Annotated in this window: 36 protein-coding genes; 29 read left to right on the top strand and 7 right to left on the bottom strand. The window is 32.2% G+C overall.

Annotation, left to right across the window (positions count from 1 at the left end; translation table 11 throughout):
* Positions 1-40 precede the first annotated feature (40 nt).
* Complete coding sequence (locus KO529_RS13745; protein ID WP_215948437.1) at positions 41-223, top strand: hypothetical protein; 183 nt, start codon at positions 41-43, stop codon at positions 221-223.
* A gap of 38 nt (positions 224-261) precedes the next feature.
* On the opposite strand, the gene KO529_RS13740 is transcribed toward KO529_RS13745, so the two are convergent.
* From KO529_RS13740 to KO529_RS13725, 4 genes are all read right to left on the bottom strand, one after another.
* Positions 262-1,032, bottom strand: coding sequence for an SDR family oxidoreductase (locus KO529_RS13740; protein WP_215948436.1), 771 nt, complete (start codon positions 1,030-1,032; stop codon positions 262-264).
* 20 nt (positions 1,033-1,052) lie between these two features.
* Entirely contained in the window at positions 1,053-1,661 is a 609-nt protein-coding gene (locus KO529_RS13735) for a GNAT family N-acetyltransferase (RefSeq protein WP_215948435.1), read from the bottom strand.
* A gap of 32 nt (positions 1,662-1,693) precedes the next feature.
* Positions 1,694-2,467: a class I SAM-dependent methyltransferase gene (locus KO529_RS13730; RefSeq protein ID WP_215948434.1), complete on the bottom strand. Its 774-nt coding sequence runs from the start codon at positions 2,465-2,467 to the stop codon at positions 1,694-1,696.
* 605 nt (positions 2,468-3,072) lie between these two features.
* On the bottom strand, positions 3,073-4,281 hold the full coding sequence (locus tag KO529_RS13725; RefSeq protein ID WP_215948433.1) for an MFS transporter: 1,209 nt from the start codon (positions 4,279-4,281) through the stop codon (positions 3,073-3,075).
* An 85-nt stretch (positions 4,282-4,366) separates the two neighbouring features.
* Here KO529_RS13725 and KO529_RS13720 point away from each other — a divergent pair, with 85 nt between their 5' ends.
* The 15 genes from KO529_RS13720 to KO529_RS13650 all read left to right on the top strand — a co-directional run bounded on the left by KO529_RS13720 (position 4,367) and on the right by KO529_RS13650 (position 12,810).
* Positions 4,367-5,161, top strand: a complete 795-nt coding sequence (locus KO529_RS13720; protein WP_215948432.1) for an AraC family transcriptional regulator — start codon at positions 4,367-4,369, stop codon at positions 5,159-5,161.
* 137 nt (positions 5,162-5,298) lie between these two features.
* Positions 5,299-5,673, top strand: coding sequence for a pentapeptide repeat-containing protein (locus KO529_RS13715; RefSeq protein WP_215948431.1), 375 nt, complete (start codon positions 5,299-5,301; stop codon positions 5,671-5,673).
* Between the two features lie 279 nt (positions 5,674-5,952).
* Complete coding sequence (locus KO529_RS13710) at positions 5,953-6,366, top strand: RidA family protein (protein ID WP_215948430.1); 414 nt, start codon at positions 5,953-5,955, stop codon at positions 6,364-6,366.
* Between the two features lie 3 nt (positions 6,367-6,369).
* Positions 6,370-6,603: a hypothetical protein gene (locus KO529_RS13705; protein WP_215948429.1), complete on the top strand. Its 234-nt coding sequence runs from the start codon at positions 6,370-6,372 to the stop codon at positions 6,601-6,603.
* A gap of 440 nt (positions 6,604-7,043) precedes the next feature.
* A complete protein-coding gene (locus KO529_RS13700) occupies positions 7,044-7,376 on the top strand; it encodes a metalloregulator ArsR/SmtB family transcription factor (protein WP_215948428.1) in 333 nt (110 codons plus the stop codon).
* Entirely contained in the window at positions 7,366-7,869 is a 504-nt protein-coding gene (locus KO529_RS13695) for an SRPBCC domain-containing protein (protein ID WP_215948427.1), read from the top strand. Before KO529_RS13700 ends, KO529_RS13695 begins: the two co-directional genes overlap by 11 nt.
* Positions 7,870-7,943: 74 nt before the next feature.
* Positions 7,944-8,906, top strand: coding sequence for an SRPBCC domain-containing protein (locus KO529_RS23670; protein ID WP_215948426.1), 963 nt, complete (start codon positions 7,944-7,946; stop codon positions 8,904-8,906).
* A 5-nt stretch (positions 8,907-8,911) separates the two neighbouring features.
* On the top strand, positions 8,912-9,295 hold the full coding sequence (locus tag KO529_RS13685) for a DoxX family protein (RefSeq protein WP_187586625.1): 384 nt from the start codon (positions 8,912-8,914) through the stop codon (positions 9,293-9,295).
* Between the two features lie 2 nt (positions 9,296-9,297).
* Entirely contained in the window at positions 9,298-9,510 is a 213-nt protein-coding gene (locus KO529_RS13680; RefSeq protein ID WP_215948425.1) for a DUF4287 domain-containing protein, read from the top strand.
* Between the two features lie 51 nt (positions 9,511-9,561).
* A complete protein-coding gene (locus KO529_RS13675) occupies positions 9,562-10,197 on the top strand; it encodes a DUF998 domain-containing protein (protein ID WP_215948424.1) in 636 nt (211 codons plus the stop codon).
* Positions 10,198-10,202: 5 nt separating this feature from the next.
* Positions 10,203-10,577 (top strand): DUF1801 domain-containing protein, encoded by a 375-nt coding sequence (locus KO529_RS13670; protein ID WP_187586619.1) that lies wholly within the window; start codon positions 10,203-10,205, stop codon positions 10,575-10,577.
* A gap of 511 nt (positions 10,578-11,088) precedes the next feature.
* Positions 11,089-11,664: a Crp/Fnr family transcriptional regulator gene (locus tag KO529_RS13665; protein ID WP_215948423.1), complete on the top strand. Its 576-nt coding sequence runs from the start codon at positions 11,089-11,091 to the stop codon at positions 11,662-11,664.
* Between the two features lie 82 nt (positions 11,665-11,746).
* Entirely contained in the window at positions 11,747-12,130 is a 384-nt protein-coding gene (locus KO529_RS13660) for a VOC family protein (protein WP_215948422.1), read from the top strand.
* A 20-nt stretch (positions 12,131-12,150) separates the two neighbouring features.
* Positions 12,151-12,528, top strand: coding sequence for a nuclear transport factor 2 family protein (locus KO529_RS13655; protein WP_215948421.1), 378 nt, complete (start codon positions 12,151-12,153; stop codon positions 12,526-12,528).
* Between the two features lie 33 nt (positions 12,529-12,561).
* Positions 12,562-12,810 carry a hypothetical protein gene (locus KO529_RS13650; protein WP_252734397.1) on the top strand — a complete coding sequence of 83 codons (249 nt, stop codon included), beginning with the start codon at positions 12,562-12,564 and terminating at the stop codon, positions 12,808-12,810.
* A gap of 45 nt (positions 12,811-12,855) precedes the next feature.
* Here KO529_RS13650 and KO529_RS13645 read toward each other — a convergent pair whose 3' ends face one another.
* Positions 12,856-13,854 (bottom strand): GlxA family transcriptional regulator, encoded by a 999-nt coding sequence (locus KO529_RS13645; RefSeq protein WP_215948420.1) that lies wholly within the window; start codon positions 13,852-13,854, stop codon positions 12,856-12,858.
* Positions 13,855-14,411: 557 nt separating this feature from the next.
* Between KO529_RS13645 and KO529_RS13640 the strand changes: the two genes are divergently transcribed.
* Together KO529_RS13640 and KO529_RS13635 are read left to right on the top strand one after the other, a co-directional pair.
* On the top strand, positions 14,412-14,999 hold the full coding sequence (locus tag KO529_RS13640; protein WP_354667779.1) for an SRPBCC family protein: 588 nt from the start codon (positions 14,412-14,414) through the stop codon (positions 14,997-14,999).
* Positions 15,000-15,014: 15 nt separating this feature from the next.
* Positions 15,015-15,266: a hypothetical protein gene (locus tag KO529_RS13635; protein ID WP_215948419.1), complete on the top strand. Its 252-nt coding sequence runs from the start codon at positions 15,015-15,017 to the stop codon at positions 15,264-15,266.
* An 8-nt stretch (positions 15,267-15,274) separates the two neighbouring features.
* On the opposite strand, the gene KO529_RS13630 is transcribed toward KO529_RS13635, so the two are convergent.
* Positions 15,275-15,703 carry a DUF1330 domain-containing protein gene (locus KO529_RS13630; RefSeq protein WP_215948418.1) on the bottom strand — a complete coding sequence of 143 codons (429 nt, stop codon included), beginning with the start codon at positions 15,701-15,703 and terminating at the stop codon, positions 15,275-15,277.
* Between the two features lie 148 nt (positions 15,704-15,851).
* On the opposite strand from KO529_RS13630, the gene KO529_RS13625 reads away from it, so the two are divergent.
* From KO529_RS13625 to KO529_RS13600, 6 genes are all read left to right on the top strand, one after another.
* On the top strand, positions 15,852-16,178 hold the full coding sequence (locus KO529_RS13625) for an ArsR/SmtB family transcription factor (RefSeq protein ID WP_215948417.1): 327 nt from the start codon (positions 15,852-15,854) through the stop codon (positions 16,176-16,178).
* 3 nt (positions 16,179-16,181) lie between these two features.
* Positions 16,182-16,646: an SRPBCC family protein gene (locus KO529_RS13620; RefSeq protein WP_215948416.1), complete on the top strand. Its 465-nt coding sequence runs from the start codon at positions 16,182-16,184 to the stop codon at positions 16,644-16,646.
* Positions 16,647-16,652: 6 nt separating this feature from the next.
* Positions 16,653-17,027 carry a DoxX family protein gene (locus KO529_RS13615; protein WP_215948415.1) on the top strand — a complete coding sequence of 125 codons (375 nt, stop codon included), beginning with the start codon at positions 16,653-16,655 and terminating at the stop codon, positions 17,025-17,027.
* Between the two features lie 5 nt (positions 17,028-17,032).
* Positions 17,033-17,389: an iron chaperone gene (locus KO529_RS13610; protein ID WP_215948414.1), complete on the top strand. Its 357-nt coding sequence runs from the start codon at positions 17,033-17,035 to the stop codon at positions 17,387-17,389.
* A gap of 5 nt (positions 17,390-17,394) precedes the next feature.
* A complete protein-coding gene (locus KO529_RS13605; RefSeq protein ID WP_215948413.1) occupies positions 17,395-17,754 on the top strand; it encodes a DUF4180 domain-containing protein in 360 nt (119 codons plus the stop codon).
* 390 nt (positions 17,755-18,144) lie between these two features.
* On the top strand, positions 18,145-18,519 hold the full coding sequence (locus KO529_RS13600; protein WP_215948412.1) for a VOC family protein: 375 nt from the start codon (positions 18,145-18,147) through the stop codon (positions 18,517-18,519).
* Between the two features lie 167 nt (positions 18,520-18,686).
* Here the strand turns inward: KO529_RS13600 and KO529_RS13595 are convergent, their stop codons facing one another.
* Positions 18,687-19,064 (bottom strand): Fur family transcriptional regulator, encoded by a 378-nt coding sequence (locus KO529_RS13595; protein ID WP_187586584.1) that lies wholly within the window; start codon positions 19,062-19,064, stop codon positions 18,687-18,689.
* Positions 19,065-19,154: 90 nt separating this feature from the next.
* Here KO529_RS13595 and KO529_RS13590 point away from each other — a divergent pair, with 90 nt between their 5' ends.
* The 5 genes from KO529_RS13590 to KO529_RS13570 all read left to right on the top strand — a co-directional run bounded on the left by KO529_RS13590 (position 19,155) and on the right by KO529_RS13570 (position 23,852).
* Positions 19,155-20,156: an NAD(P)/FAD-dependent oxidoreductase gene (locus KO529_RS13590; protein WP_215948411.1), complete on the top strand. Its 1,002-nt coding sequence runs from the start codon at positions 19,155-19,157 to the stop codon at positions 20,154-20,156.
* A gap of 248 nt (positions 20,157-20,404) precedes the next feature.
* On the top strand, positions 20,405-21,034 hold the full coding sequence (locus KO529_RS13585) for a class I SAM-dependent methyltransferase (RefSeq protein WP_215948410.1): 630 nt from the start codon (positions 20,405-20,407) through the stop codon (positions 21,032-21,034).
* 146 nt (positions 21,035-21,180) lie between these two features.
* Positions 21,181-21,996 carry an AraC family transcriptional regulator gene (locus KO529_RS13580; RefSeq protein WP_215948409.1) on the top strand — a complete coding sequence of 272 codons (816 nt, stop codon included), beginning with the start codon at positions 21,181-21,183 and terminating at the stop codon, positions 21,994-21,996.
* 201 nt (positions 21,997-22,197) lie between these two features.
* Positions 22,198-22,566: a VOC family protein gene (locus KO529_RS13575; RefSeq protein WP_252734396.1), complete on the top strand. Its 369-nt coding sequence runs from the start codon at positions 22,198-22,200 to the stop codon at positions 22,564-22,566.
* Between the two features lie 197 nt (positions 22,567-22,763).
* A complete protein-coding gene (locus tag KO529_RS13570; RefSeq protein WP_215948408.1) occupies positions 22,764-23,852 on the top strand; it encodes a helix-turn-helix domain-containing protein in 1,089 nt (362 codons plus the stop codon).
* Positions 23,853-23,977 lie beyond the last annotated feature (125 nt).

The raw sequence follows: 23,977 nt of genomic DNA, 5'->3' as shown, positions 1-23,977 counted from the left end.
ATTCACAGGTCTTGTTTTTAAAGCAAATTCACACATTCGCTTGAATTGGAAACTTGCCCATTGGGAAAACGTGTTAACCGTTCAAATTCGAGTTATTGGAAACCAGTCAAAAACAACCATAGCCATCCTTCAAGAGGAACTTTTAAATGGTGTGAAGAGAACCGAAGTGAAAGCATATTGGAGCGAGATTATAAAGAAAATAGAAATTGAACTATTGGGATAGTGCTCTAATTTTTGGTTAAACATTTAATGTTTTATAATTCAAATAGAATCCCGTACAAAAGATTCCCAATTAACCGTTCCCATTTTATTGGAGCATAAATTAATACGACTTGTAAATAATTTATAGAAAACATGTTCATCAATAGGATTTTCAATTTGGATGTGTTTTCCAGTATATTTTTGATATATATTGATTATTTCATTAATATCGAGTGCTTTAGGCCCACCAATTTCTACTATTTTATTTCTAGGAACTTCTACTGAATCACTAATAATAGTAGCTGCATCTTTGGTATCAATGGATTGAAAGGTCATATCCTTAGAAGCTCGAAATGTGGTTTGGTTGGAATCCATGAAAGCAGTAATAATTCTTTCTAAGACAAAATCATGAAACTGTGTGAATCGAAATATAGTATAAGGTATTTTGGATTCTTTAATGATGCCTTCAACCTTATGCTTATTTTGGTAATAAGGGTAATCACTTTTATTTGTACCAACTATAGAAATATAAATAAAATGAGATACAGATGCAGAATTTATTGCTTTAAGTAAATTAATAGTTCCTTTATAGTCTACATTTTCAGAATCTCTAGGATTGCTGGCACAATGTATAATTATATGAAATTTTTTCAGACTTCTTTCTATGCTTTCATTATCTGTTAAATCTCCTTTTAATAAAGAAACTCCTTTTGGTAATGTCACATTTTTATTCCTAGCAAGTATGGTAGTTTTATATTTTTGTGGTGAAAGAATACTGGCAATTTTGTAACCTAAATTCCCTGTGCCTCCCGTAATTAAAATTTCTTTCATTATTATTCGTTTGTAAAAAATTATGAAAATAGGGAATGGTTAATTTTATTTTGAAGATGAAACTTCACAAAATTAAACCATTCCTCCTTTAAAATGCTTAATACAATCATATCAATACGGTTCCCAATAGCGTCTAAGCTAAAGTTTCGCAATACACCTTCTTCAATGCAACCTATGTTTTTCATAGCATGAATGCTTCTTTCATTCTTGATATTGGCCTTAAAAGCTACACGTTCATAGCCTAATCTTTCAAAAGCAAGTTCTAAAAGTAGATATTTTGAATTTTTATTTACATAGGTTCCTTGATATTCTTTACCATACCAAGTATAACCCAATTCCATTGTCTTGGTCTGTTGATTAATTAAATAAAATCGTGTGCTTCCCACTACTTTATTTTGTAGTTTATCAATAACAATAAATACGTAATCCCTTTGCTTTTCCCGAGAGGTTAATGCATTATCAATATAATTCTTAAGGTTATCTTTTCCGTCAGCTCCAAAAGTATTGAATTTCCAAATATCGGGTTCGTTTATAGAAAAAGGTAACAAATATTTATAATCATTTACGGTCAATGGCCTTAAAATAATTTTATCATTTTCTAAAATGTAATCTTTGTTAAAATCAATCATTCCGTTTTATTTTAATTTCTATTGTTCTTGAATCAAGAAATTATATTTTGTTGTTTTTTCCCTGAGAAAATATGAATCGGATAATGTAGAAAATACTCACTATTAATTTCTGTGACATTTATTCCTAAATCATCTACTCCAACATCTGCAACAATCATATCTTTTAAAGCTATTGGATTACTCGGAAAAGATGCTTCAAGCTGCTCATTAAGTCCAATTTTCATGGAATAAAAATCAGTATTAACATTTTTGAAACCTACTTTTTCAAAAAGACGATAAAATTCAGTTAATGAAAGTGCAGCAACATGAGAACAATCTCTATTTCTCTCCATTTCATTGTATTTTTTAATTTTAGTGTCTGGTAAAGAAACATCAACAACTATAACTACTCCATCGGGTTTGCAGACTCTTTTCATTTCAGACAAAACTTTAAGAGGATTCAAAAAATGATGAAAACCAAACCTTGAAATTACAATTGAAAAACTGTCATCATCATAAGGTAAGTTTTCTACATCTCCGATTTGCCAAGTAAGGTTTTTAAGATTAAGTTTTGTCTGTAACTTTTTTGCTTCATCCAGCATGCCTTGCGTCATATCAATTCCAGTTACATGTTTGGTATGTTTAGCAAATTCACACGAAACTATGCCAGAACCACAGGCAATATCTAAAACTTCATCATTCTTAGAAACCGATGATATTGAAATTAACTTATCTAAAGAATCACTATGCGACGTTATCGAAGTGTATCCACTAGCTTGTTTTGAAAATTGTTCTACAATGTTTTCATTATGTTTTTTAGTGTCCATAAATTTATTATTTTAATTTTCTCCAAAGTTCTAAACTTATCACTAAGTCACAATTACTATATTTGGACAATGAATAGCGAGTATCAGACAAATATTAAAATAGATTGGCTTTAAAACAGTATTATGAAAACAAAGCCAATCTATTTTAAAACGGAAAAATTGTATATTTGGATTTACTAGCAGTTCTAAATTGGGAAGGCTTACATAACCACTAACCGTTCTAATTAGTCTCTCCTTAGTTTCTTATTAGTTAATTGAATACCAATATTATAAGTTTTTTTTCAATATTGATGTTTATAATTGCAAGGTAGGAGGTAATAAAAATCTTATCCTGTTTATATGCTTCTTTAATAAACTAATCAATTGTAATTGATGAATAAACTCCTCATTGTAAATCAGTAAGATTACAAATAAATGGGGAAAGAAAATTTTTTCTAATCTCTAGTATTGGTTGTATTTTTATTAATTGTATTAGAACAATAAATAGCTATATGTTTCATCTTTCTTCTATATCATTTTTGTGCTATATTTCAATTTAAAATCACTTTAAAACAATTATCTAATTATAATGAGAAAGCAATAAATTAAAATTCGCGTTAATAAAACTATGCTTTTTTGCTTTCTAAATTGGGTAAAAATCCTGTTATAACTCCAATTAAAGGTAAAAAGGCACAAACTTTAAATATATATACAATACTAGTTTCATCGGCAAGTTTTCCTAAAATAGCTGAACCCAAACCACCCATTCCAAAAGCAAATCCAAAAAACAGTCCTGCGACTAAGCCTACTTTTCCTGGAAGTAATTCTGTTGCATAAACTAATATTGCTGAAAAAGCAGAGGAGATAATCAATCCTATTACAATGGATAAAATTCCAACCCAAAATAAAGACACATAAGGTAGCAAAAGTGTAAAAGGAGCCGCACCTAAGATAGAAATCCAAATCACATATTTTCTTCCAAACTTATCCCCTAATGGGCCACCTATTAAAGTTCCGGCAGCTACCGCACCTAGAAAAGTAAATAAATAAATTTGTGATCCCTGTATGGATACATTGAATTTTTCTATTAAGAAAAATGTATAATAACTTGTGATACTGGTTAAGTAAAAATATTTAGAGAATATTAAAGCTAGTAATACCATCAATGAGAATGTTATTTTTCTTTGTGATAGATGATGTCTTGCTGTTTTTATAGTAGCAATTTTATTTTGCTGTTTTAATTCCAGCTGACCACTGTACCAAACAGTTACTTTATATAAAACAAAAATACCTGTTAAAGCAATAAGACAGAACCAAATAATGTATGATTGTCCAAAAGGAATTACAATTAACGCCGCTAGTAATGGCCCAACTGCACTCCCTGCATTTCCTCCTAACTGAAAAATTGACTGTGCTAATCCCTTTTTTCCACCTGAAGCTAAATACGCTACTCTAGATGACTCTGGATGAAAAACAGAAGAACCAATACCAATTAAAGCGACTGAAAAAAGTAAATAATAAAAACTAGACGCAATAGAAGCAATAAACAATCCTAACAAGGTAAAACTCATTCCAAATATCAAGGAATAGGGTTTGGATTTTTTATCAGTATACATGCCCACAAACGGTTGTAAAATAGATGCGGTGACTTGATAAATTAAAGTAATCATTCCGATTTGAGTAAAATTAAGATCAAATTTTTCTTTGAATAATGGATAAACAGAAGGAATTACAGCTTGTAGTAAGTCATTTATAAAATGAGAAAAACTAATTGTAAAAAGTATGGAATAAATTGTTTTTTGAGCTATTTCTGTATTTGTATTAATGCTTTTCATAAGTGGTTTTTGTATGTTTAAATAGCTGAATTATTTTTCACAAATATCCTAATAAATGTATTGCCTGAATTGGTATATTTGGACAATGAATAGCGAGTATCAGACATATCGATTAGTTGATTTTGGTTTTCAAATTAATTCAGATTTTCCTGTAATAGGATATTCGGAAATGGTAACCAATTCTATTTGTATATCACATTCACATCCAAGAGCACAACTTCTTTATGCTACTACTGGTGTAATGAACGTAGTAGTTAATAACCAAATTTGGGTAGTGAATCCATTACAAGGACTTTGGATTCCAGGAGGAGTAGAACATCAAGTTTCTTTTCAAAAAAATGTCAAATTATATAGTGTCTTCATAGATCCTTCTTTTACAGATGGATTGCCAAAAACTACTTTTTCATTTGGCATTTCCTCTTTTTTAAAACAATTACTATTTAAAATTATTTCTTTTAATACAGTTGATACTGTCTCAATTTCAGAAAAAAGAATTATGATGGTCTTTTTAGATGAAGTTACTTTAATACAACCTAGTATTACTTTTTTACCAACAACTAATCATGTAAGGTTAAAGAATGTTGTACAGCTTTTACTTAACGATGTTGCTAGTAAGCAAACGATAGAATACTATGCTGAAATTTCAAGTATGAGTAGTCGAAATTTATCTCGTTTATTCATCAAAGAATTAGGTATGAATTTTAGTGATTGGAGAATTCGTTTAAAACTTTTAGAAGCAATAAAAAGATTAGGTGAGCAACAATCTGTAAAAGAAATAGCCTTTGATTTAGGATATGAAAGCTCGAGCTCATTTATATATATGTTTAAAAAACATTTAGGTAAAACACCATCAAATTATATATTGAAAAGTAAGGATTGAAATGTGTGAAATAGTTAAATGTTAATTAATTAAAAACCTTTATACAAAAAATTAATACATTCGAAATTTCTCTTTCACTGTGTAAATGTTTTACAAAGAGTTTGTAACAACTGATAAATAATGAGTTTCAAAATTGTGTGTTACAAGGATCTGAATTTTCACAAAATCACATCAAAAACTGTAATTTTTCAAATGCCAATTTATTTAAGGTAAAGTTTATTTCAGGAACTTTTATAAATATAGAAGTGATAAAAACTGTTTGGAATCAAACCTCTTTTATTAAAATCTATTTTGAAAACATTGTTTTTGAAGTAAATATCGACAACTGTTCTTTTGATAATTGCAGATTCAAGAAAGTAACATTTCAAAATGCAGTATTAACCAACACTTTTTATAAAGGTAGAAAATTGAAAGGAGTTAATTTTATCAACTGTAAAGCAGATAAAATGACATACGAGTTTTTGAAAAACGCAAAGGCAGATTTGAAAGAGGTTACATTATTATCACAATAAACAACTATGATAACTGGCAAAACACCATACTAAAACTTGAGCATAGGCCTTCACAAATGACTTTACTGTAAGAATAGAGTTGAGGCTCTCAAAATTGTTATAGAGCATATAGTAATTGAGGTTGAAAACAAATCATTAGTCAATGGAAAATATAAAAGAGCATATCAATCAAATGGATTTTGTAAGAATCCCATTTACAATTATTATTTTAGTTCTTATAAGTAGGATAGAATCAATGATTATGTCCAATTGTTACCTGCAAGCTGAAGACAACGAACAATGGAGAATAAAATGGAGCATATAAACCCAGATGGATTAATAAAAAATTCTGCTTTTTCTCAAATCATAACGACTGAAGGAAACGGAAAGACAATTTATATAGGTGGACAAAACGCAGTAAATGGAAACGGAGAAATTGTAGGGAAAAATGATATTTTAAAGCAAACTGAGCAAGTAATGAAAAACCTTGAAATTGCTCTTAAATCTTGTGGAGTAAATTTTGAAAGTTTAGTGAAATTAGGCATTCATATTGTCCAAGGGCAGAATGCTTATGGTGCATTTCAAGTTTCACAGAAATTTTTAGGACAAAACAACCCAAACCCACCGATTATTACAGTTTTGTACGTTACAGGACTAATAAATCCAGAATTTTTAATTGAAATTGACGCGATAGCATTTAAACCTGAAAAATAAGAAGTGGAGAATCAAGTAGGAAAAACCAGAGACGTAGGATTTCAATTTGGAATTAGGAAAACTTTTCCTGTTTCGAGTGAAAAGGCATGGGATTTCTTGTTTTCCAATTCTGGCCTAAATATATGGTTGGGTAAATTGAAAAATGAACTTGAAATTAAAAAAGAGTTCGAAACTGAAAATGGCATAACAGGTCTTGTCCGTGTTTTTAAAGCAAATTCGCACATTCGATTGAATTGAAAACTTGCCCATTGGGAAAACGTGTCAACCGTTCAAATTCGAGTTATTGGAAATCAGACAAAGACAACCATAGCCATCCATCAAGAAAAATTATTAGATGCAGAACAGAGAGCTGAAATGAAAGTTTATTGGAATAAAATAATGAAGGAAATTGGAACTGAACAATTGCGATATAGATAATAAAGTAATCAACAAATTTAACTATAAGGACTTAAACAAGTGGCCTCATTATATACAATGTGTTCATTCTTGTTTTTATAAAACAAGATTCTTTCTTTAAAGAAGAAAGATTAAAACACCTTTTTGCGATTCTCGTACGCAAAATCATTTGAAAATGGTTTGGTGCAATTGAAGTAGTCAAAAATAAACCCTAATACATTCAAAAAAAATTTTGCGTAGTTAAATGGCTTCATATATATTTGTAGTCAAATAACTTCATAATGATATTAAGAAGAGACATATTTCAAGCAATTTCAGACCCAACAAGACGAGCGATATTAGTATTGCTCACTTCGCAAGCAATGACAGCAGGAGCAATTGCCGAAAACTTTGATGCAGCGAGACCTACCATTTCAAAACACATACAAATTTTGAACGAATGCGATCTTGTAGAAGCCAACCAACAAGGTCGGGAAATCTACTACGAACTGAAAATCGAGAAAATGAAGGAAATCGATAAATGGTTGGAACAGTTCAGAAAGATTTGGGAAAACCGTTTTGACCAACTTGACAATTTATTATCAACTCTTAAAAACAAAAAATATGAAAAATAATTTGCAATTCGACTTCATTGTCGATAAAGAAAAAAACACGCTTTCCATTGTTCGTGAGTTCAACGCAGAAAGGCAATTGGTTTGGGACTGCTACACCAAACAAGAACTGTTAGACCAATGGTTTGCACCAAAACCATTTACAACCAAGACCAAATCAATGGATTTTAGCAATGGCGGACATTGGCACTACGCCATGGTTGACCCTGAAGGCACAGAGTATTGGGGTTACACGGAATATCACGATATAAATCCCATTGATTATTATCGTACAATCGATGCATTTTGTGATAGTGAAGCTAAAATCAATGAAGACCTTCCAAGAGCAAAATGGCTCGTGGCTTTTAACGATAAAGGCGAAAATTCTACCGTTACCACTGTTGTTACCTATGATTCACTAAATGACCTCGAAACAATTATAAATATGGGAATGGAAGAAGGAATGATAGCAACGCTTGAGAAATTAGATGAACTACTGGCAATCTTAAAGAAATAAGATGATGAAAAAAAGTAAAATCATTTATTTGAAAGTAGCTATGATGCCTTTAGGAACATTAAAAAATAATTAGAATGAAAAGTAGTCTATTATTCAATTTTTCGGTAAATAAGGAAAATAAAACCATTAACATTCAGCGAGAGTTTAATGCAGAACTTGAATTGGTATGGAAAGCTTGGACAGAAGCTGAATTATTAAATCAATGGTGGGCACCCAAACCTTACCATATAGAAACAAAGAGTTTGGATTTAAAAGTGGGCGGAATGTGGCTTTATGCAATGGTAAGCCCCGAAAATGAAAAAACATGGTGTAAGGCAGATTATAAAGAGATTGAACCAAATAAGTTATTGTCTTGGCTAGATGCGTTCTGTGATGAAAATGGGATTGAGAACACATTAAAACCACGTTCGCTATGGACAAATCTTTTCACCGAAAAAAATGGGGTTACCCTAGTAGATATTATCTTAAAACACGATAAACTGGAAGATATTGAGACGATGATTAAAATGGGCTTTAAAGAAGGTTTTGAAATGGCTCTATCAAATTTAGATCAGTACATCGAATCACAATTTAAATTACGTAAACAAAACAAACCGAATAATATGGCTAGAGTGTCCACCTATTTAAACTTTCCTGGTAATACAGAAGAAGCTTTTAACTTCTACAAACAAGTTTTTAAATCCGATTTCATAAATGGCATCAAGCGCTTTGACGAAGTCCCAGATGACCATAATCATCCACCCATGGACGAATCCATTAAGAAAATGGTGTTACACGTAGAGCTTCCCATTCTTGGAGGTCATATTTTAATGGGTACAGATGCACCCAAAGAATTTGGGATGACTGTAAATCTAGGAAACAATATGCACATCAATCTTGAACCAGAATCCCGAGAAGAAGCTAAGCGGCTTTTTGATGCACTTTCGGAAGGTGGAAATATAGAAATGCCTATTCAAGATATGTTTTGGGGTGCTTATTTCGGTAGTTGTGCGGATAAGTTTGGAATCAATTGGATGATTAATTATCAAAACCAATAATGACAATGAAAAAGAATAAAATCATATTCTGGACAACTACTTCCATCATTTTTGTAATGGAAGCATTAATGCCTTTGGCAACGCTTTTATTTGCGCACGAACATTTTAATGCTGGAACTAAACCCTTGGGTTACCCCGATTACTTTGCCTATGCTTTAATAGTTTGTAAGATATTAGGGGCAACTGCAATAATGTTCCCAAAACTTCCTGCTAAGCTAAGGGAATGGGCATATGCAGGTTTAACATTCAACTTACTATTTGCCGTCATTAGCCATTTGGCAGTAGATCAAATTATATCATATATCCTAATGCCTGTAATGGTGGGAGTTGTGCTAGGAGTTTCCTATGTCCACTCACAAAAAATCATATTCAAATCTAAAAATATATAATTATGTCATTTCAAACATATATCAAAAACATTGAAGAAAAAACAGGTAAAACTGCTCAAGACTTTCAAGATTTTGCTGAACAAAAAGGGTTTACCAAAAACGGAGAACTAGTTGTAAAAGCTACAGAAGTAACCAATTGGCTTAAAGATGAATTTCAATTAGGTCACGGACACGCAACGGCAATGTATGCTTATATTAAGGGAAAAAGAGATTAATAACATCCATTATATAATATCTAATTGTACTATCCTCCAAATTAAAATTAAATGAAAAAGTTAACCATCTCCAAGTTAGGAGCCATTGTATTTATTATCATATTATTCATATTACATTTCGTAAACACATCTGTCAATCCAAAATGGCAACCTATCAGCGTATATGCCATTGGTACCGCAGGTTGGTTAATGAATATTGCATTCTTTTTACTTGGTATAAGCTTTTTAACTTTGGGCTTATACTTAATTAAAAACTTCCCAAAAACAGGTGCAAAAGTCGGAGGAATCCTATTAATACTAGCATCCCTAGGTAATTTTTTAGCAGGCATTTTTAATACGGATCCCATTAGTACACTTCCCGACCAAATGACAATGAGCGGTCAAATTCATAACTCAGCTGCAGGGCTATTGGGTTTTATGATTTTAGCTACAGTGTTTATAGCATTCCAATTCATAAAACGTGAACAACTTAAACCATTTGGAAAAAACATGCTTGTTTTAACTGTAATTCTTTGGGGTTCAGAGTTAGCTTTAATTGTTACTATGGGTATTTATATGAGTGAAACTAACGGTATGATAACACCAGAAACTCCAATTGGTTGGCTTGGCAGAGTTGTAATAGTAATTTGTGCCATTTGGGTTTGGGCTTGTGCAAATTATCTACAAAAATCTAATTTCAAAAATTGATTCTAATGAAAACCGTTAATCAATTCCTTACAGATAGAGTTAAGGAAGAATACCAACCTATTATTACAAAATTCAGAAACTTAATTCACTCGAAATTCCCATTTTTAAACGAAGAAATGCGAGGGGGAACCGAGAAATATTACGGAGTTCCTGTTTACCGGAACAATAAAATCATCATAACGGTGAGCCCCACACAGAAAGGAGTTACGTTCTCATTTACGGATGGTAAACTATTTGAAGATAAGTATAACCTACTGGAAGGGGTTGGTAATAAAACTTTAAATCTTAGAATAAGTGATAGTAAAGAATATAGTGACGAAGTATTTGAATATTATATTTTGCAAGCAATAGCATTAGATCATAAAAAAGATTTAATATGAAAACATCCATTCCAAGAATGGTTCCTAATATCTAATCCAGCAATATGGAAGGATGTAATAAAAATTAAACAAATTATTGAAGAGCTTATTCGCAAGGGTCAGGGTATTTTGTAGTTTTTTTTGGTAACATGGAATTTTGGCCTAAATAAACTAAAGGATTGAATTATTCCAATCCTTAAACTCTTATAGAGAAGGGACGCAAAATAATTAACAAAACAAAAGCACTTTTACATGCTATTTAAGATTGAAAATAAAGGCACAAAGTTTATCTATTAATGATGTGATGGAGGGAGAATGGAAATTCTAAAGAGACTCAGGTCCATTATGGCAGGTGGGGAGTTTTAAAAGGGAAGAGTAAGAAGATCGTTGGTTTTGCTATAACTAGGATGTAAAACTAAAAAATAATGAAGCTTTTAAAAACGATAAGATTATCAAACGAACCTTAATTCAATCATTTTCAACACCTTATAATATTATTCTATTTTCTTATTTTTAAACAAAATATAAAATAATGACGGATTCCTTTTTCAAAAAAATATATAGCCATCCAAACATTAAAAATGATAACTATAAGACCATTATAGAGGCCCATGAAAGGGTTGAGTTTTTCAAGAACGACACAATACTTAATGAAGGAAAGGTGAGTAACGCATATTATTTAATTAAAAAGGGATTGTTTAGGTCGTATGTAATTGATTATAAAGGTAACGAGATCACTACCGATTTTTTTGGTCCAAATGATATTTTAATTGAAGTAGCCTCTTTATTTCTCCGTATTCCTTCCAAAGAAACTATTCAAGCCATAACAGACTGTGAAGTTTATAAAATCGATTTCAACGATTTCCAAAATTTATATAGCACCATAGACGGATTTACAGAATGGGGACGAGCTTGGATGTCCCACCAACTTTTTATGGCAAAACATCGTGCTGTTAATATGCACACACAAAGTGCCTCACAACGATATTTAAACTTAGCAGAGGAAAAGCCCCTAATCATTAAGGAAGTTCCGTTAAAACACATTGCTACTTACTTGGGGATTACTGATACATCTTTAAGTAGAATAAGAAAAGAAGTACTATCTTAAGTAGATAACTTGCCATAGGACAAGATTTTAATGATTTTCTTTTTTCACTTTTGTTATACAAATAATTTAAAAAATAGAAAAGATGAAAAAATTTAATCCTGTGGTGTGGTTCGAAATTTATGTAAATGATATAGATCGAGCTGCAACGTTTTACGAAAAAGTACTTCAAGTTGTGTTAGAAGATATGAGCGACCCAACAGATTCATCTGTACATATGAAATGCTTCCCTAGTGATATGGAAAATTACGGTGCAGCCGGAGCTTTGGTAAAAATGGAAGCAGTAAAACCTTCTACTAATGGGAGTCTCATTTATTTTGGATGTGAGGATTGTAAGGTTTTAGAAGATAGAGCAGCAGAAAATGGAGCTGAAGTAATTCAAGAAAAAATGGCTATTGGGGAACATGGTTTTGTATCTATTGTTAAAGATACAGAAGGAAATTCTATTGGATTTCATTCGATGAACTAAGAAAAATAGAATGACTCCAAATGACCAGAATAATATCAAGACCTAATTGCGGGAACTCGCCCAAAATGGAATTCATAAAACAATTTAATATTGCCTTTGCCAAAGGGGATGCTACCTTTCTTACCAACAATGTAACGGACGACATTGATTGGAACATCATTGGTGACAGGAAAATAGTAGGGATAGAAGCATTTGCAGAAGAATTAGAAAAAATGCAATCTTTAAAAACCACTGAATTGATAATAGACCAAATCTTATCCCATGGCAAAGAAGGAGCTGCAAATGGGGTAATGATAATGGAAAATGGAAATAAGTATGCCTTTTCGGATTTTTATATTTTTCAGGGTGCAAAGGGTGAAAAAATAAAAGCCATTACGTCGTATTGCATAGAGATTTAGATTAACCATGACTATAGAAATGGTTTGAAGAAAATGAAAATTAATGAGCACTTAAAGGTTAACATTACCATTGTTGAGATTTTCAAAACCAATGTTAACAACCAACAGTTAGCAAATAGAATAATTGCTGACCTCATTCAATTATATCCGGATTACCGTATCAATTTCGATTTGGAAGATTGTGACAACATATTAAGGATTGAGGATAACGATTTCATTGACATTTTAGGTGTTGTTAACTATGGTAAAAAAAACAATGTTAAAATCAAACTTATAGTTTAGTGAGATAATTTGATACTATTTACACACTTTATGAGATAGTCCTAACTATATATAGTATTGAGCATCAACATTGTATTTTTCTTTATACGCAATGGGTGTCAAACCTGTAATTCGACCAAAGACCTCTCTAAAAGCCTTGGTATCGTTATAGCCGACTTCATGCATCACTTCACTAACAGATTTTCGCGTACTTTCAAATGCTTTCTTTGCTGCTTCCACTTTTAACCTTTGTAAATAATCTAAAGGCCGTAAATCCGTTGCCTTGATAAATCTGCGGTCAAAACTTCTTCTGCTCAGTCCAAATTTTGTAGATAAATCTTCAATGGAAATTTTGTCTTGATAATTGTTTTCCATAAATAACTGAGCTTCCAGAATAATTTCATCATTGTGATTTTTATGTCCATTAAAAATCAAAAATTCAGATTGTTGGCTTCGGTTAACATCTACCTGAAAGTATTTGGCACAGTGAATTGCCGTTTGCCTGTCATAAAATTTTTGAACCAAATACATCAATAAATGCAAAAAAGAATATGCCCCACCATTGGTGTAAATTCCGTTTTCATCGGTTATCAATTTATCAGTTTGGATACCCACGTCCGGAAAGAACTTTTTAAATTCTTCTTCCTTAGCCCAATGGGTAGAACATTTTTTTCCTGATAGCAAGCCACTTGACGCCAACATAAAGCTACCAACACACATGCTAGCTATTTCAGCACCTTCCTTATACTGTTTTTTTATCCAATCAATCAAGATTTGGTTGTTGGGTGTAGCCATCTGATAATTACGAATCAATGTGGCTGGCACAATGACCAGATCAGTTTTTGTGCATTCAGAAATGGAGACATCTGATTTTATAGACAAAAAACCGTTGTCAAAAAACTTTTCATTAGTTGCGCTTACCAAATTAATGTGAAAAACAGATTTCTTGCCCTTATTCTCAAAATAAGCATTTGCTGCTACAAACACTTGTAAACTACCAACTATACAAGCCACAGTACTCATATTTGTTTGGTCATCTGGAACAAGTATACTTAAGTGTCTCATATTAAATTAAACCGTTAATCGAATATAATTTATTTTAATGTCTAAATCAACCCTTCATAATGTCTAAATACCACACCTTACAAGTGTGTAATACCCATTAAATTTGAATTAATAATAAATAACATACAAGTTGGGAAACTTTATATACAACTTCTCAAATGATAAGACTGCAAGTGAAGTTTTTAATTTTTTATTAGATATTACTAAATGGTGGGTATGATTTTATGAAGAAACCATAACTGGAAGTAGTCAAAATATTGGAGATGGGTTTTGTTTTTTTGCAGGTGGAGGCATACATATTACCAATCAAAAGCTAGTTGAATTAATACCCAGTAAAAAATTGCTTGGTTGGTAACAGAAAGTAACCTTTCATATTTAAAAGATCACAACGAATGGAATAACACTAAATTGATATTTAATATTAGTAAAAATTCAACGGGAAATACGTGGGTTCAGTTTACACCTAAAGGTTTAGCACCACAGGTTGAATGTTATAATCAATGTTCCAGTACTTGGTTACACTATTTAGAACAACTCGAAACAAAACTTAATAAAAAATGAAAAAACTAATACTATTCCTTTTTATTTCTGTATTACTAATGAGCAATTTAAAAAGTAAAGTGATAAATCAAAACTTAATAATAAATCAAATGGAAAATCAGAATTACACGTCAACTATTATAGTAAAAAAAGATGCTCAAACAGCATTTAATGCTATCAAAAACTTTAGAGCTTGGTGGTCTGAAGAAATTATTGGAGAAACCGGTACCTTAGGTGAAACTTTTTTCTACCATTATAAAGATGTGCACTTGTGTAAAGTAAAATTAATTGAAGAGCTACCAAACAACAAGTTGGTATATCTAGTAACAGACAACGAGTTTAGCTTTGTGAAAGACAAAACAGAATGGATAAACACAAAACTAATATTTGAAATATCCGAAGAAGGCAATCAAACAAAAGTAGTGTTTACCCATGAAGGGCTAACACCTGAATATGAATGCTTTGAGGTATGTAATGATGCATGGACTAGTTATATACAAGGAAGCTTAAAAGGTTTAATAGAAACAGGTTTTGGCAAACCCAATGCAAAAGAAGGTGGTCTAAATGAGGAATTAGTTAGAAAATGGGGGCTACCTGATAAATAACAGTTTTAATTAATTATGAATGTAAAAAACAGCTTGGTCAATAGAAATATTATCGAAATTTTCAAAACTAATGTTAACAACCGACAATTGGCCAACAAAATAGTTTATGAGCTCAATCAGTTATATCCTAAGTATCGTATCAATTTCGATTTAGAAGATCGTGATAAGGTACTTCGTGTGGAAAGCTATACTAGTATTGATGTTTTGGGAATTATCAATTTTGGAAAATTAAATAACCTAGAATTAAGCTTCTCGGCTATTAAATGATTGTAATTTTACAGCTCATTTTTTATTTCAGTTGTAGGCAATAAACGTGAATCTTCAAGCGCAGCAGTTCGGTGACCTGCATATTTTAGATAGTCCTCACTTTGTGCAAATTCCATGAATTTCATTACCGATTGATGTTTAACCAATAAAACAGCATCCCATTTTTCAGTTTCTGGTCCAATTAAATATTCCTTGCTTTTTCCATAAAATATAATTTCACTTCCTATTTCTTGAAGCCGTGGTATTGTAGCATCAAGGTATAACTGATAAGCTTCTTCTCCACTAATTTCTTGTTTGGAACTTAGATATTCTATATTTGTGTAGTCAGCCGTTTCTTTAAACTTTAGTAAATTAAGCATTATAATTTTTCCCTTGTCTTTAAAGTTTTGATAAAATTGTTTACCGCTATCCGGCGTACCTTCTAGATATTTTTTCATAACAGACTATTCGATAATTTTAAGGTTTAATAAACGTCAAATTGCAGCCATCTAATTTAATGGAAAACACATTTTCAATTAAATTTTTCCTTCAAAATTTTGTGCAATCAAATAACTGCGCTTATATTTGCAGTCAAATAACTGCATTATGAAATTAAGAAGAGACGTTTTTCAAGCCATAGCTGACCCAACAAGGAGAACAATTATCACATTGGTCGCAGCAAGTGCAATGACACCAAGTGCTATTGCAGAGAATTTCGATTATTCTAGACAAACTATTTCCAAACACATTCAAATTCTGACTGAATGTGAATTATTGGAACAGGAACAAAAAGGTAGGGAAATCTATTATCAACTAAACCCAAAGGGGATGAAACAAATAGCAGATTTCATTGAACCTTTTAGGAAAATGTGGGATGAACGCTTTAACAACCTGGAAACTATAATGAAGAAACATCAATCAAAATTGAAATAGATTATGGAGCAAAAAACCAACATCAATGCCCTAGAAGGCAAGCAAGATCTAACCATTACTAGAGAATTTGACCTTCCAGTAGAACTTGTTTACAAAGCATATACCGAAGCTGAATTTATTGCACAATGGATGGGTACTAACGTACTAAAGTTAGAAAACAGAAACCACGGAAGTTATGAGTTTGAAACCTCATACGATGGGAATGTCATGTTTAAGGCCAATGGAACCATACACAAGCTTATTCCCAACCAAGAGATGGTACGAACTTTTGAAATGGAAAATACCCCTATAGGTGTACAATTGGAGTTCTTGAATTTTGAAAAAGTTACAGAAGACAAAAGCAAGTTAACCATTCAGATTATTTATAAATCAGAAAAACACCGAGCAGCACAATTAAAACTGCCATTTGCATATGGATTAAATATGGCCCACAACAAACTTGAGGAAGTACTTTCAATTCAACAATAAGTCCATATGAAAAAAAGAGATAAAATAATCTATTGGATAGCCACAGTCTGGTTGTCATTAGGAATGCTTTCCACTGGGATTGTACAATTGATAAAAATGGAGGAAGAGGTACAAGGCATAAATGCTTTGGGCTACCCAACCTTTTTGTTACCAATACTTGGTGTATGGAAAATCCTAGGTGTTATAGCCATCTTAATTCCCAAATTCCCTTTAGTGAAAGAATGGGCCTATGCTGGCTTTTTCTTCACTATGACTGGCGCAATGGCTTCACATATAATAGTTGGCGATGAAATGATAACGCTTTTTGGGCCCGCATTACTCTTGGCACTTACAATTACCTCCTGGTATTTCAGGCCTGCTGATCGTAAAACACGAAAATAGTAAAAATGGAAGATTCAAAACCGAAGACAGTGGATGAGTATATCCACATTTCACCGGTAGCAGCGCAAGATGTAATGATACAGCTTAAAAACATAATCGAAACTACAGCGCCCACCGCTGAAGGCGGTATAAGTTGGAATGTGCCTATTTATAAGTATAACGGCATTCTTGCAGGTTTTTCCTTGGCTAAAAATCACGTAAGTTTTGGCATAGATGCAATAACAGAAGACGTGAGAAAAGTACTCGAAAAAAAAGGCTATAAAACGGGAAAGAAAACCATTCAAATAAAATTCGACCAAAAGGTTCCTGTAGCTGAATTAAAACAGTTAATTAAAGATCAGGCTAAAAGAAACGAAATATAAATCAAATGGAGATTAAAGAACATTTGGTAAGTGGTATTAAAATCGCAGAGGTTATTTCTAACGAGATAATTATTGAGAATACCGAAACCGCTTTAGATATACTTGGAAATTTATATTACCAAGGTTTTTATAAAATCATAATCCACGAGAAAAACATAACTCCTGCCTTCTTTGATTTAAAAACAAAAATAGCAGGAGATATACTGCAAAAATTTAGTCAATATAGAATGCCGTTATTTATTGTTGGGTGCTTCTCAAAGTATGAAAGTAAAAGTTTAAAGGACTTTATTTACGAAAGTAACAAGGGAACGCATGTTAATTTCGCGTCTAATTTTTCGGAAGCTATAAAATTTTCATCAAAATAGATATGAAAAACTATCCTAAAGACAAATTAATACAGGCCACAACAGTTATTGAATCGCTATTACATAAATGTGAAAAGTCCATGCTAAAACTTAGGTATAGAACGTCACAGCATACTTTGCTAAAGAATAGAATCGAGGCTCTCAAAATTGCTTTAGAACTTATAGAAAGTGAGATTGAAAACAAATGGATAGACAATGGAAAACAAAAAAGAACAGATCAATACAAATGGACTTTATATGAATCTGATTTTCAATTATTACTTTAGTTCTTATAAGTAGGATAGCATTACCAAACGTTGGCATTCATTGGGGAACAACACATTGCAGACCAACGACAGAAATTAACAAATAAGTAAACTATAATTTGACAAACTAAAAAACATAAGGACAATGGATGTTAAATTTGAAGCAGGAATAAATATTGCGATAAAAATTCCGAAAAGTAAATACAAGAAAACGGTTGCTTTTTATAGGGATATTTTGAAGTTATCCGTTGAAGAAAAACCTATTGACAGTCCAACTATATCCAAAACTCACGAAGTTAAATTCGGAAGTAATATTATATGGTTAGACTGTGTTGACAACTATACACATTCAGAAACTTGGTTACAACTTACAGTTCCAGACGTAAATGAAGCCACAAACTATTTGCAATCAAATGGAGTAGAAACTTGTGACGAGCTTGAAGAACTTCCAAAAAATATGCATTGGATACAAGACCCAGCAGGAACAGTATTCAATGTGCAAAGAAGAGAAACAAAATAGTTTGAATGGAAAACAACGAACCGCTAACAAAGTGTAGTAAACTTGGCTAGGGCAAAGTGTATAATTTTAGTTTTAGTTTATTAATTCTGTTTGGCCACGTGAGACAAACCTCAGTTTCGAAAATCCAGCCACTTTTCATACACAAACGATGATGACAATATAAAAACCTACGAACAATCATTACAAGTACCAGTCAGAACACAATTTGCATTTTGAACTTCGTAACCATTAGGAACTGAACACTCAACAGGAACTTGCAGGCACTCAATCGTATCACACGACAAACAACGAAAATGAAAATGAGGTTGAATAACTTCTTGTGGGTTCTCACATTTTTTACAAATGGCAAAATACTGTTTTCCGTCTTCTGCAACTATTTTGTGGACTATCCCATCCTCACAAAACCTGTTCAATACTCTATAAATTGTAGCCCTATTGATTTCAATATCCAACTGCCTTTCAATAGCGTCTTGACTTAACGCCTTTCTCGAATTCATTAATAAGTTTAGCACGGCCTCTTTTGTAGGTGTATTTCTTCGATTCATGTTTTATTGCGAATAAGTTGCAATAATACAAAAAGATGGTATATTTGCCAAGCCATTATTGCGACTATTTCGCATTAAATTGTTTGTATAATGAACAGAAGACAATTAACTAAACTATTAGGATTATCAGGTATAGTACTTACAATACCACAACCAATTACACTCTTTGCTCAAAACAATAACAATATGGATAAAAAAGAATTTGAAGTCATCATAATAGGTGGAAGTTATGCTGGACTTTCAGCAGCAATGGCATTAGGGCGTTCACTTCGCAGGACCTTGGTCATTGACGCAGGTAAACCATGTAATCGGCAAACGCCACATTCACATAATTTTTTAACTCAAGACGGAAGTACACCAAAGGAAATTTCTGAAATTGCCAAAAGTCAAGTAGCAAAATACGACAGCATTGAATTCTATGACGGACTTGCTGTTAGCGGTAAAAGAAACAATATAGGATTTGAAGTCACTACTTCAAAAGGCGATGTTTTTACAGCAAAGAAATTGGTTTTGGCAACAGGAGTTAAAGACCTAATGCCAGATATAAAAGGTTTTTCTGAATGTTGGGGAATCTCAGTTGTGCATTGCCCATATTGTCACGGTTACGAAATAAGAAACAAGAAAACTGCCATAATTGCCACAGGAGAAAGAGCGTTTCACCTTGCATCTTTAGTAAACAATTTAACTCAAGAAATTACGATTATTACTTCGGGATCAAAAGACTTTGAAGTAAAGCAACTCGAAAAGTTAAAACAACACGATATTCAAATCATTGAAAAAGAAATTTCTGCAATAGAACATCATAATGGACAAATGGAAAAAATTGTATTCAAAGACGGTAGTACGGAGTATTTTGAATCAGCTTATGCCTCTATTCCATTTGAGCAAAATTCAAATATACCCCAAGAATTAGGTTGTAAAATCACGGAAAACGGACACATTGAAGTGAATTTTATGCAGAAAACCAGTGAAGATGGCATATTTGCTTGTGGAGACAACAGCACAATGATGCGCTCTGTATCAATGGCAGTTAGCAGTGGTACTATCACAGGTGCAATGGTAAATCACGAATTGTCACAAGAAAATTTTTGATATGGTAGAAGTGTTTATGACCAACGTAAAATCAGAAATTCTATCAACTGAAATTCTACAATTCTTGGAAAATGGATATCCACAGCTAAAATTCAATTTTGACCTGGAAGATTTCAACAGACCATATCCTTGCGGTCATTCCATTTTAAGAATTGAAGGAAAAACGATCGATACAAATTCAATAACCCAACAACTTAAAAGTAAAGGAATTGAATGTGAATTATTAGCAGATAAAATTTGTAGGTAGTATGGCAGAGTTTTGGGAAACAGCATTTACCGACAAACAAGAAATGTGGGGAATGGAACCTGCAAAATCTGCCCATTTGACAAAAGATTTTTTTGTAGAAAATGCCATAAAAAATATTCTCATCCCGGGAATTGGATATGGGCGAAATGCCCGACCATTCATCGAAAATGGAATAAAAGTAAGCGGAATTGAAATTTCAAAAACAGCCATCGCGTTAGCAAAAAAACATTATGGAAATGAAATGAACATTTTTCACGGCTCTGTAAAGAAAATGCCGTTTGAGGACAAAAAATATGACGGAATTTTTTGTTATGCCCTCATTCATTTATTGGACTGCCAAGAAAGAGAAAAACTGATACAAGACTGCTACAACCAATTGACAGAAAATGGATTTATGGTTTTTACCGCCATAACCAAAAACACTCCTCAATTTGGAAAGGGTAAATTGATAAGTAAAGACCGTTACGAAATTCATAAAGGAGCAAAAATATTTTACTACGACCAAGCATCAGTTCATACGGAATTTAACAAGTATGGGCTTTTTGAAATTACAGAAGTAAATGAAAACCAACCAATGTATCTGATCAAATGCAAAAAGAAAAAAAATTACCACCCTCAACAGGAGGTATAATGAATTGCCAGCCGATTTCCCATGTGGAAATCCTCGCAATTAACTATCTTCGGTAAAGGCGGACAATTTCCGTTAGAAATGTCTGCAACTAATCATATACAATACCTTTGTACTTCACTATAAAAAAAACGACCTAGACAAATATAATGGACTACCAAACATACGAACCACAGATTGACTTAAAATCACTTGTTAGTTGTTATTGGACTTTGGAAGTGCCTAAACAGTCTGATTCACAAAAACAACGAATAGTACCTGATGGTTGTATTGAAATGGCGTTTATTCTCGGAGATGACATAAAAAGATACACTTCCGAAAATGAATTTATACTTCAGCCTCGTGCTATGGTACTCGGACAAACCATTGAACCTTTTTACATTGAGCCAACAGGGTTTGTTAAAACATTCGCTGTCCGATTTTATCCTTATGGATTTGCAAACTTTGTTTCTGAACCAATTAGCAAATTGGCAAATAAGGAAACACCCATAAACCAACTTTTTGTACTAGAAAACGCAGATGAATTGGAGCAAAAAATAATCAATGCGAATAATACGGAAGAACGAATAAGTATTATTGAAAAATTTCTTTTGGATAAGCTTAATGACGAAAAAACGATTAATAAAATTGTAATAAACACCGTTGATTCCCTTCTATTATCAAACGGAAGTGCTTCGATAAATTCAATCCTTAAAGACGACTTGTCCAAGCGAAGACAACTCGAAAGAAACTTCAAAAGGCAAATTGGGATAAGCCCTAAACAATTGGGAAAGGTAATTCGATTACAAACCGCTTTAAAAATGTTGCTTGACCAAAAATCAGAAAACCTTACCGATATTGCCTATGAAAGTGAATATTTTGACCAAGCACACTTCATAAAGGACTTTAAGGAATTTACTGGAATAAACCCTAAAGAGTTTATCAAGCACGAAAATTTAGCTCTTTCCGCCCTTTTTTACAAATAGCATAAGGGTGTCGCATTTTTACAATTTCAAAGGATTTTCTACTGCTATTTTTGTTCCGTCAACAACAAACGGAAAATGAAAGACCTTATACTTATCTAAATTATTGCTTTGACTTTTGGAGGTGTATCCTGTAAAAATAAAGGGACTTCTGCTACCGAACCAAACGTAAATAAATATACAACAATCGATAAAGACAAGAATATGAAAAGTTTTATTTCACTTTTTGAAATTCCTGCAACGGATATTTCCCGAGCAATCAATTTTTATCAAACAATTTTAGACATTAAAATTGAAAAAATGGAAATGCCAGGAATGGATATGGGAATATTCCCTTATGATGGACAAATGGTTACAGGAGTTATAGTGAACAGCGAAGGGTACAGACCTTCGGCAGATGGAGTAACCATTTATCTAAATGGCGGTGACAATCTTCAACATATTCTTGACAAGGTTGATGAAAATGGTGGAAAAATCATCATTCCAAAAACCTCTCACGCAGATGGAAATGGATTTTTTGCTTTGTTCACGGATACAGAAGGAAATAAACTTGGACTAAATTCCCCAAATTAGGAGAAGAAAAGGGAACCCCTACAATAAATAAAAGCAATAGCGGTTCGGGTGCAAACTCGATCCGTTTTTGTGTTTAATTAGGTATATTGCTACACGTTTAAGCCGCTACTACTTTATACGGTACCGTTGTGTAAAACCTAAACCAAATAGGGGAATTGGAATCAACTTAAAAATAAAAAACCACCTAACACAATTTAATGAATACTCTTGTCGTAATTTTATTATTCGGTTCTCTTTTATTACTCTCATTTTTATTAATAGCGAACCCAGTAAATGTCAATAAGAAGGCGAATTTTTGGTTTGGACTAGTTCTATTTTTTTGGTCTTCTTTTTGGCTCGAAGAGATTCTTGTTTTGATACGTTTAGATATTCAGAGTAACCTATTTTGGCTACCTATTCGTTTTTTTCAATTTTTAACTCCCGTTGTATTTTTTTATAGTATAGCGTATTACGCTAACCCAAATTTCAGATATGGAAGAAAGGATTTTATTCATTTTCTTTTCCCAATAATACTACTTATTGTTTTAATGGTTAACCAATTTTATGGCGACAACGCTGACCTATCATTAGTCTTAAATGCCTTGGTTATTATTCAGGCATTTTATTTTATAGTCTTGTCTTATATCAAAATTCAAAAGCACAAACAAAGAATTCGATTGTTTTCATCAAATACGTTTCAAATCGATCTCAAATGGTTGGAGTTAATCATTCTTGCAATTTTCACCTTAGTTGCTTTTATTGGCATCTATAATTTATTATTCGTTGAAGCAGATTTAAACTTATTTGCAAATATTGTATCGTTATCAATTGTATACTTTATTGCATATAATTCACTTAAACAAAAAGAGATTTTCTTATTGGATGAAAATGAACGTAGCCTTATTATTTCATCTGAAGAACAAACAGAAATAAATAAGAGAAAATTAATATCTGATGACGAATTAGAATCTCAAAAAGAGCATCTTATAAAACTAATGGATGATCAGAAACCTTATTTAGATTCTGAATTATCTCTTGCACAATTAGCTGAATTAATGAATTTTACACCACATCAGCTTTCCTATTTAATTAATGCTGCGTTTGAAGAAAGTTTTTTTTGGTTTGTTAATAGGTATAGAGTACAAAGAGTAAAAGAATTGCTTTTGGATAAGGAAAATGAACATTTGACCATACTTGGCATTGCATTTGAATCGGGCTTTAATTCAAAAACTTCGTTTAATACCACCTTCAAAAAGATTAGCGGACAAACTCCTTCAGAGTTTAAAAAAAATGGTGCAGCTTTATAAAATCGAACTCCAACATTATATTACACCCTTATTTTCAAGTACTTACAAAGTATCAAAAACAAGTTCAGTTATATAACTTCGAACATAGGGACGAACATTCTAATCTAATTTTGTAGCTAACTTTA

The organism is Arenibacter algicola (assembly GCF_018860365.1).
In the GTDB taxonomy this organism is placed as follows: domain Bacteria; phylum Bacteroidota; class Bacteroidia; order Flavobacteriales; family Flavobacteriaceae; genus Arenibacter; species Arenibacter algicola_B.
This window is presented reverse-complemented; position numbering and strand designations above follow the sequence as displayed.

Bases quoted from the DNA above. Each gene is read 5' to 3' on its own strand.
- KO529_RS23670 (WP_215948426.1), top strand. From the start codon at position 7,944: ATGAAAAGTAGTCTATTATTCAATTTTTCGGTAAATAAGGAAAATAAA.
- KO529_RS13590 (WP_215948411.1), top strand. From the start codon at position 19,155: ATGAACAGAAGACAATTAACTAAACTATTAGGATTATCAGGTATAGTA.
- KO529_RS13685 (WP_187586625.1), top strand. From the start codon at position 8,912: ATGAAAAAGAATAAAATCATATTCTGGACAACTACTTCCATCATTTTT.
- KO529_RS13670 (WP_187586619.1), top strand. From the start codon at position 10,203: ATGAAAACCGTTAATCAATTCCTTACAGATAGAGTTAAGGAAGAATAC.
- KO529_RS13695 (WP_215948427.1), top strand. From the start codon at position 7,366: ATGAAAAATAATTTGCAATTCGACTTCATTGTCGATAAAGAAAAAAAC.
- KO529_RS13680 (WP_215948425.1), top strand. From the start codon at position 9,298: ATGTCATTTCAAACATATATCAAAAACATTGAAGAAAAAACAGGTAAA.
- KO529_RS13640 (WP_354667779.1), top strand. From the start codon at position 14,412: ATGAAAAAACTAATACTATTCCTTTTTATTTCTGTATTACTAATGAGC.
- KO529_RS13700 (WP_215948428.1), top strand. From the start codon at position 7,044: ATGATATTAAGAAGAGACATATTTCAAGCAATTTCAGACCCAACAAGA.
- KO529_RS13720 (WP_215948432.1), top strand. From the start codon at position 4,367: ATGAATAGCGAGTATCAGACATATCGATTAGTTGATTTTGGTTTTCAA.
- KO529_RS13600 (WP_215948412.1), top strand. From the start codon at position 18,145: ATGGATGTTAAATTTGAAGCAGGAATAAATATTGCGATAAAAATTCCG.
- KO529_RS13650 (WP_252734397.1), top strand. From the start codon at position 12,562: ATGAAAATTAATGAGCACTTAAAGGTTAACATTACCATTGTTGAGATT.
- KO529_RS13615 (WP_215948415.1), top strand. From the start codon at position 16,653: ATGAAAAAAAGAGATAAAATAATCTATTGGATAGCCACAGTCTGGTTG.
- KO529_RS13725 (WP_215948433.1), bottom strand. From the start codon at position 4,281: ATGAAAAGCATTAATACAAATACAGAAATAGCTCAAAAAACAATTTAT.
- KO529_RS13665 (WP_215948423.1), top strand. From the start codon at position 11,089: ATGACGGATTCCTTTTTCAAAAAAATATATAGCCATCCAAACATTAAA.
- KO529_RS13610 (WP_215948414.1), top strand. From the start codon at position 17,033: ATGGAAGATTCAAAACCGAAGACAGTGGATGAGTATATCCACATTTCA.
- KO529_RS13625 (WP_215948417.1), top strand. From the start codon at position 15,852: ATGAAATTAAGAAGAGACGTTTTTCAAGCCATAGCTGACCCAACAAGG.
- KO529_RS13575 (WP_252734396.1), top strand. From the start codon at position 22,198: ATGAAAAGTTTTATTTCACTTTTTGAAATTCCTGCAACGGATATTTCC.
- KO529_RS13630 (WP_215948418.1), bottom strand. From the start codon at position 15,703: ATGAAAAAATATCTAGAAGGTACGCCGGATAGCGGTAAACAATTTTAT.
- KO529_RS13660 (WP_215948422.1), top strand. From the start codon at position 11,747: ATGAAAAAATTTAATCCTGTGGTGTGGTTCGAAATTTATGTAAATGAT.
- KO529_RS13735 (WP_215948435.1), bottom strand. From the start codon at position 1,661: ATGATTGATTTTAACAAAGATTACATTTTAGAAAATGATAAAATTATT.
- KO529_RS13675 (WP_215948424.1), top strand. From the start codon at position 9,562: ATGAAAAAGTTAACCATCTCCAAGTTAGGAGCCATTGTATTTATTATC.
- KO529_RS13620 (WP_215948416.1), top strand. From the start codon at position 16,182: ATGGAGCAAAAAACCAACATCAATGCCCTAGAAGGCAAGCAAGATCTA.
- KO529_RS13635 (WP_215948419.1), top strand. From the start codon at position 15,015: ATGAATGTAAAAAACAGCTTGGTCAATAGAAATATTATCGAAATTTTC.
- KO529_RS13580 (WP_215948409.1), top strand. From the start codon at position 21,181: ATGGACTACCAAACATACGAACCACAGATTGACTTAAAATCACTTGTT.
- KO529_RS13605 (WP_215948413.1), top strand. From the start codon at position 17,395: ATGGAGATTAAAGAACATTTGGTAAGTGGTATTAAAATCGCAGAGGTT.
- KO529_RS13645 (WP_215948420.1), bottom strand. From the start codon at position 13,854: ATGAGACACTTAAGTATACTTGTTCCAGATGACCAAACAAATATGAGT.
- KO529_RS13740 (WP_215948436.1), bottom strand. From the start codon at position 1,032: ATGAAAGAAATTTTAATTACGGGAGGCACAGGGAATTTAGGTTACAAA.
- KO529_RS13570 (WP_215948408.1), top strand. From the start codon at position 22,764: ATGAATACTCTTGTCGTAATTTTATTATTCGGTTCTCTTTTATTACTC.
- KO529_RS13730 (WP_215948434.1), bottom strand. From the start codon at position 2,467: ATGGACACTAAAAAACATAATGAAAACATTGTAGAACAATTTTCAAAA.
- KO529_RS13595 (WP_187586584.1), bottom strand. From the start codon at position 19,064: ATGAATCGAAGAAATACACCTACAAAAGAGGCCGTGCTAAACTTATTA.
- KO529_RS13655 (WP_215948421.1), top strand. From the start codon at position 12,151: ATGACCAGAATAATATCAAGACCTAATTGCGGGAACTCGCCCAAAATG.
- KO529_RS13585 (WP_215948410.1), top strand. From the start codon at position 20,405: ATGGCAGAGTTTTGGGAAACAGCATTTACCGACAAACAAGAAATGTGG.
- KO529_RS13710 (WP_215948430.1), top strand. From the start codon at position 5,953: ATGGAGAATAAAATGGAGCATATAAACCCAGATGGATTAATAAAAAAT.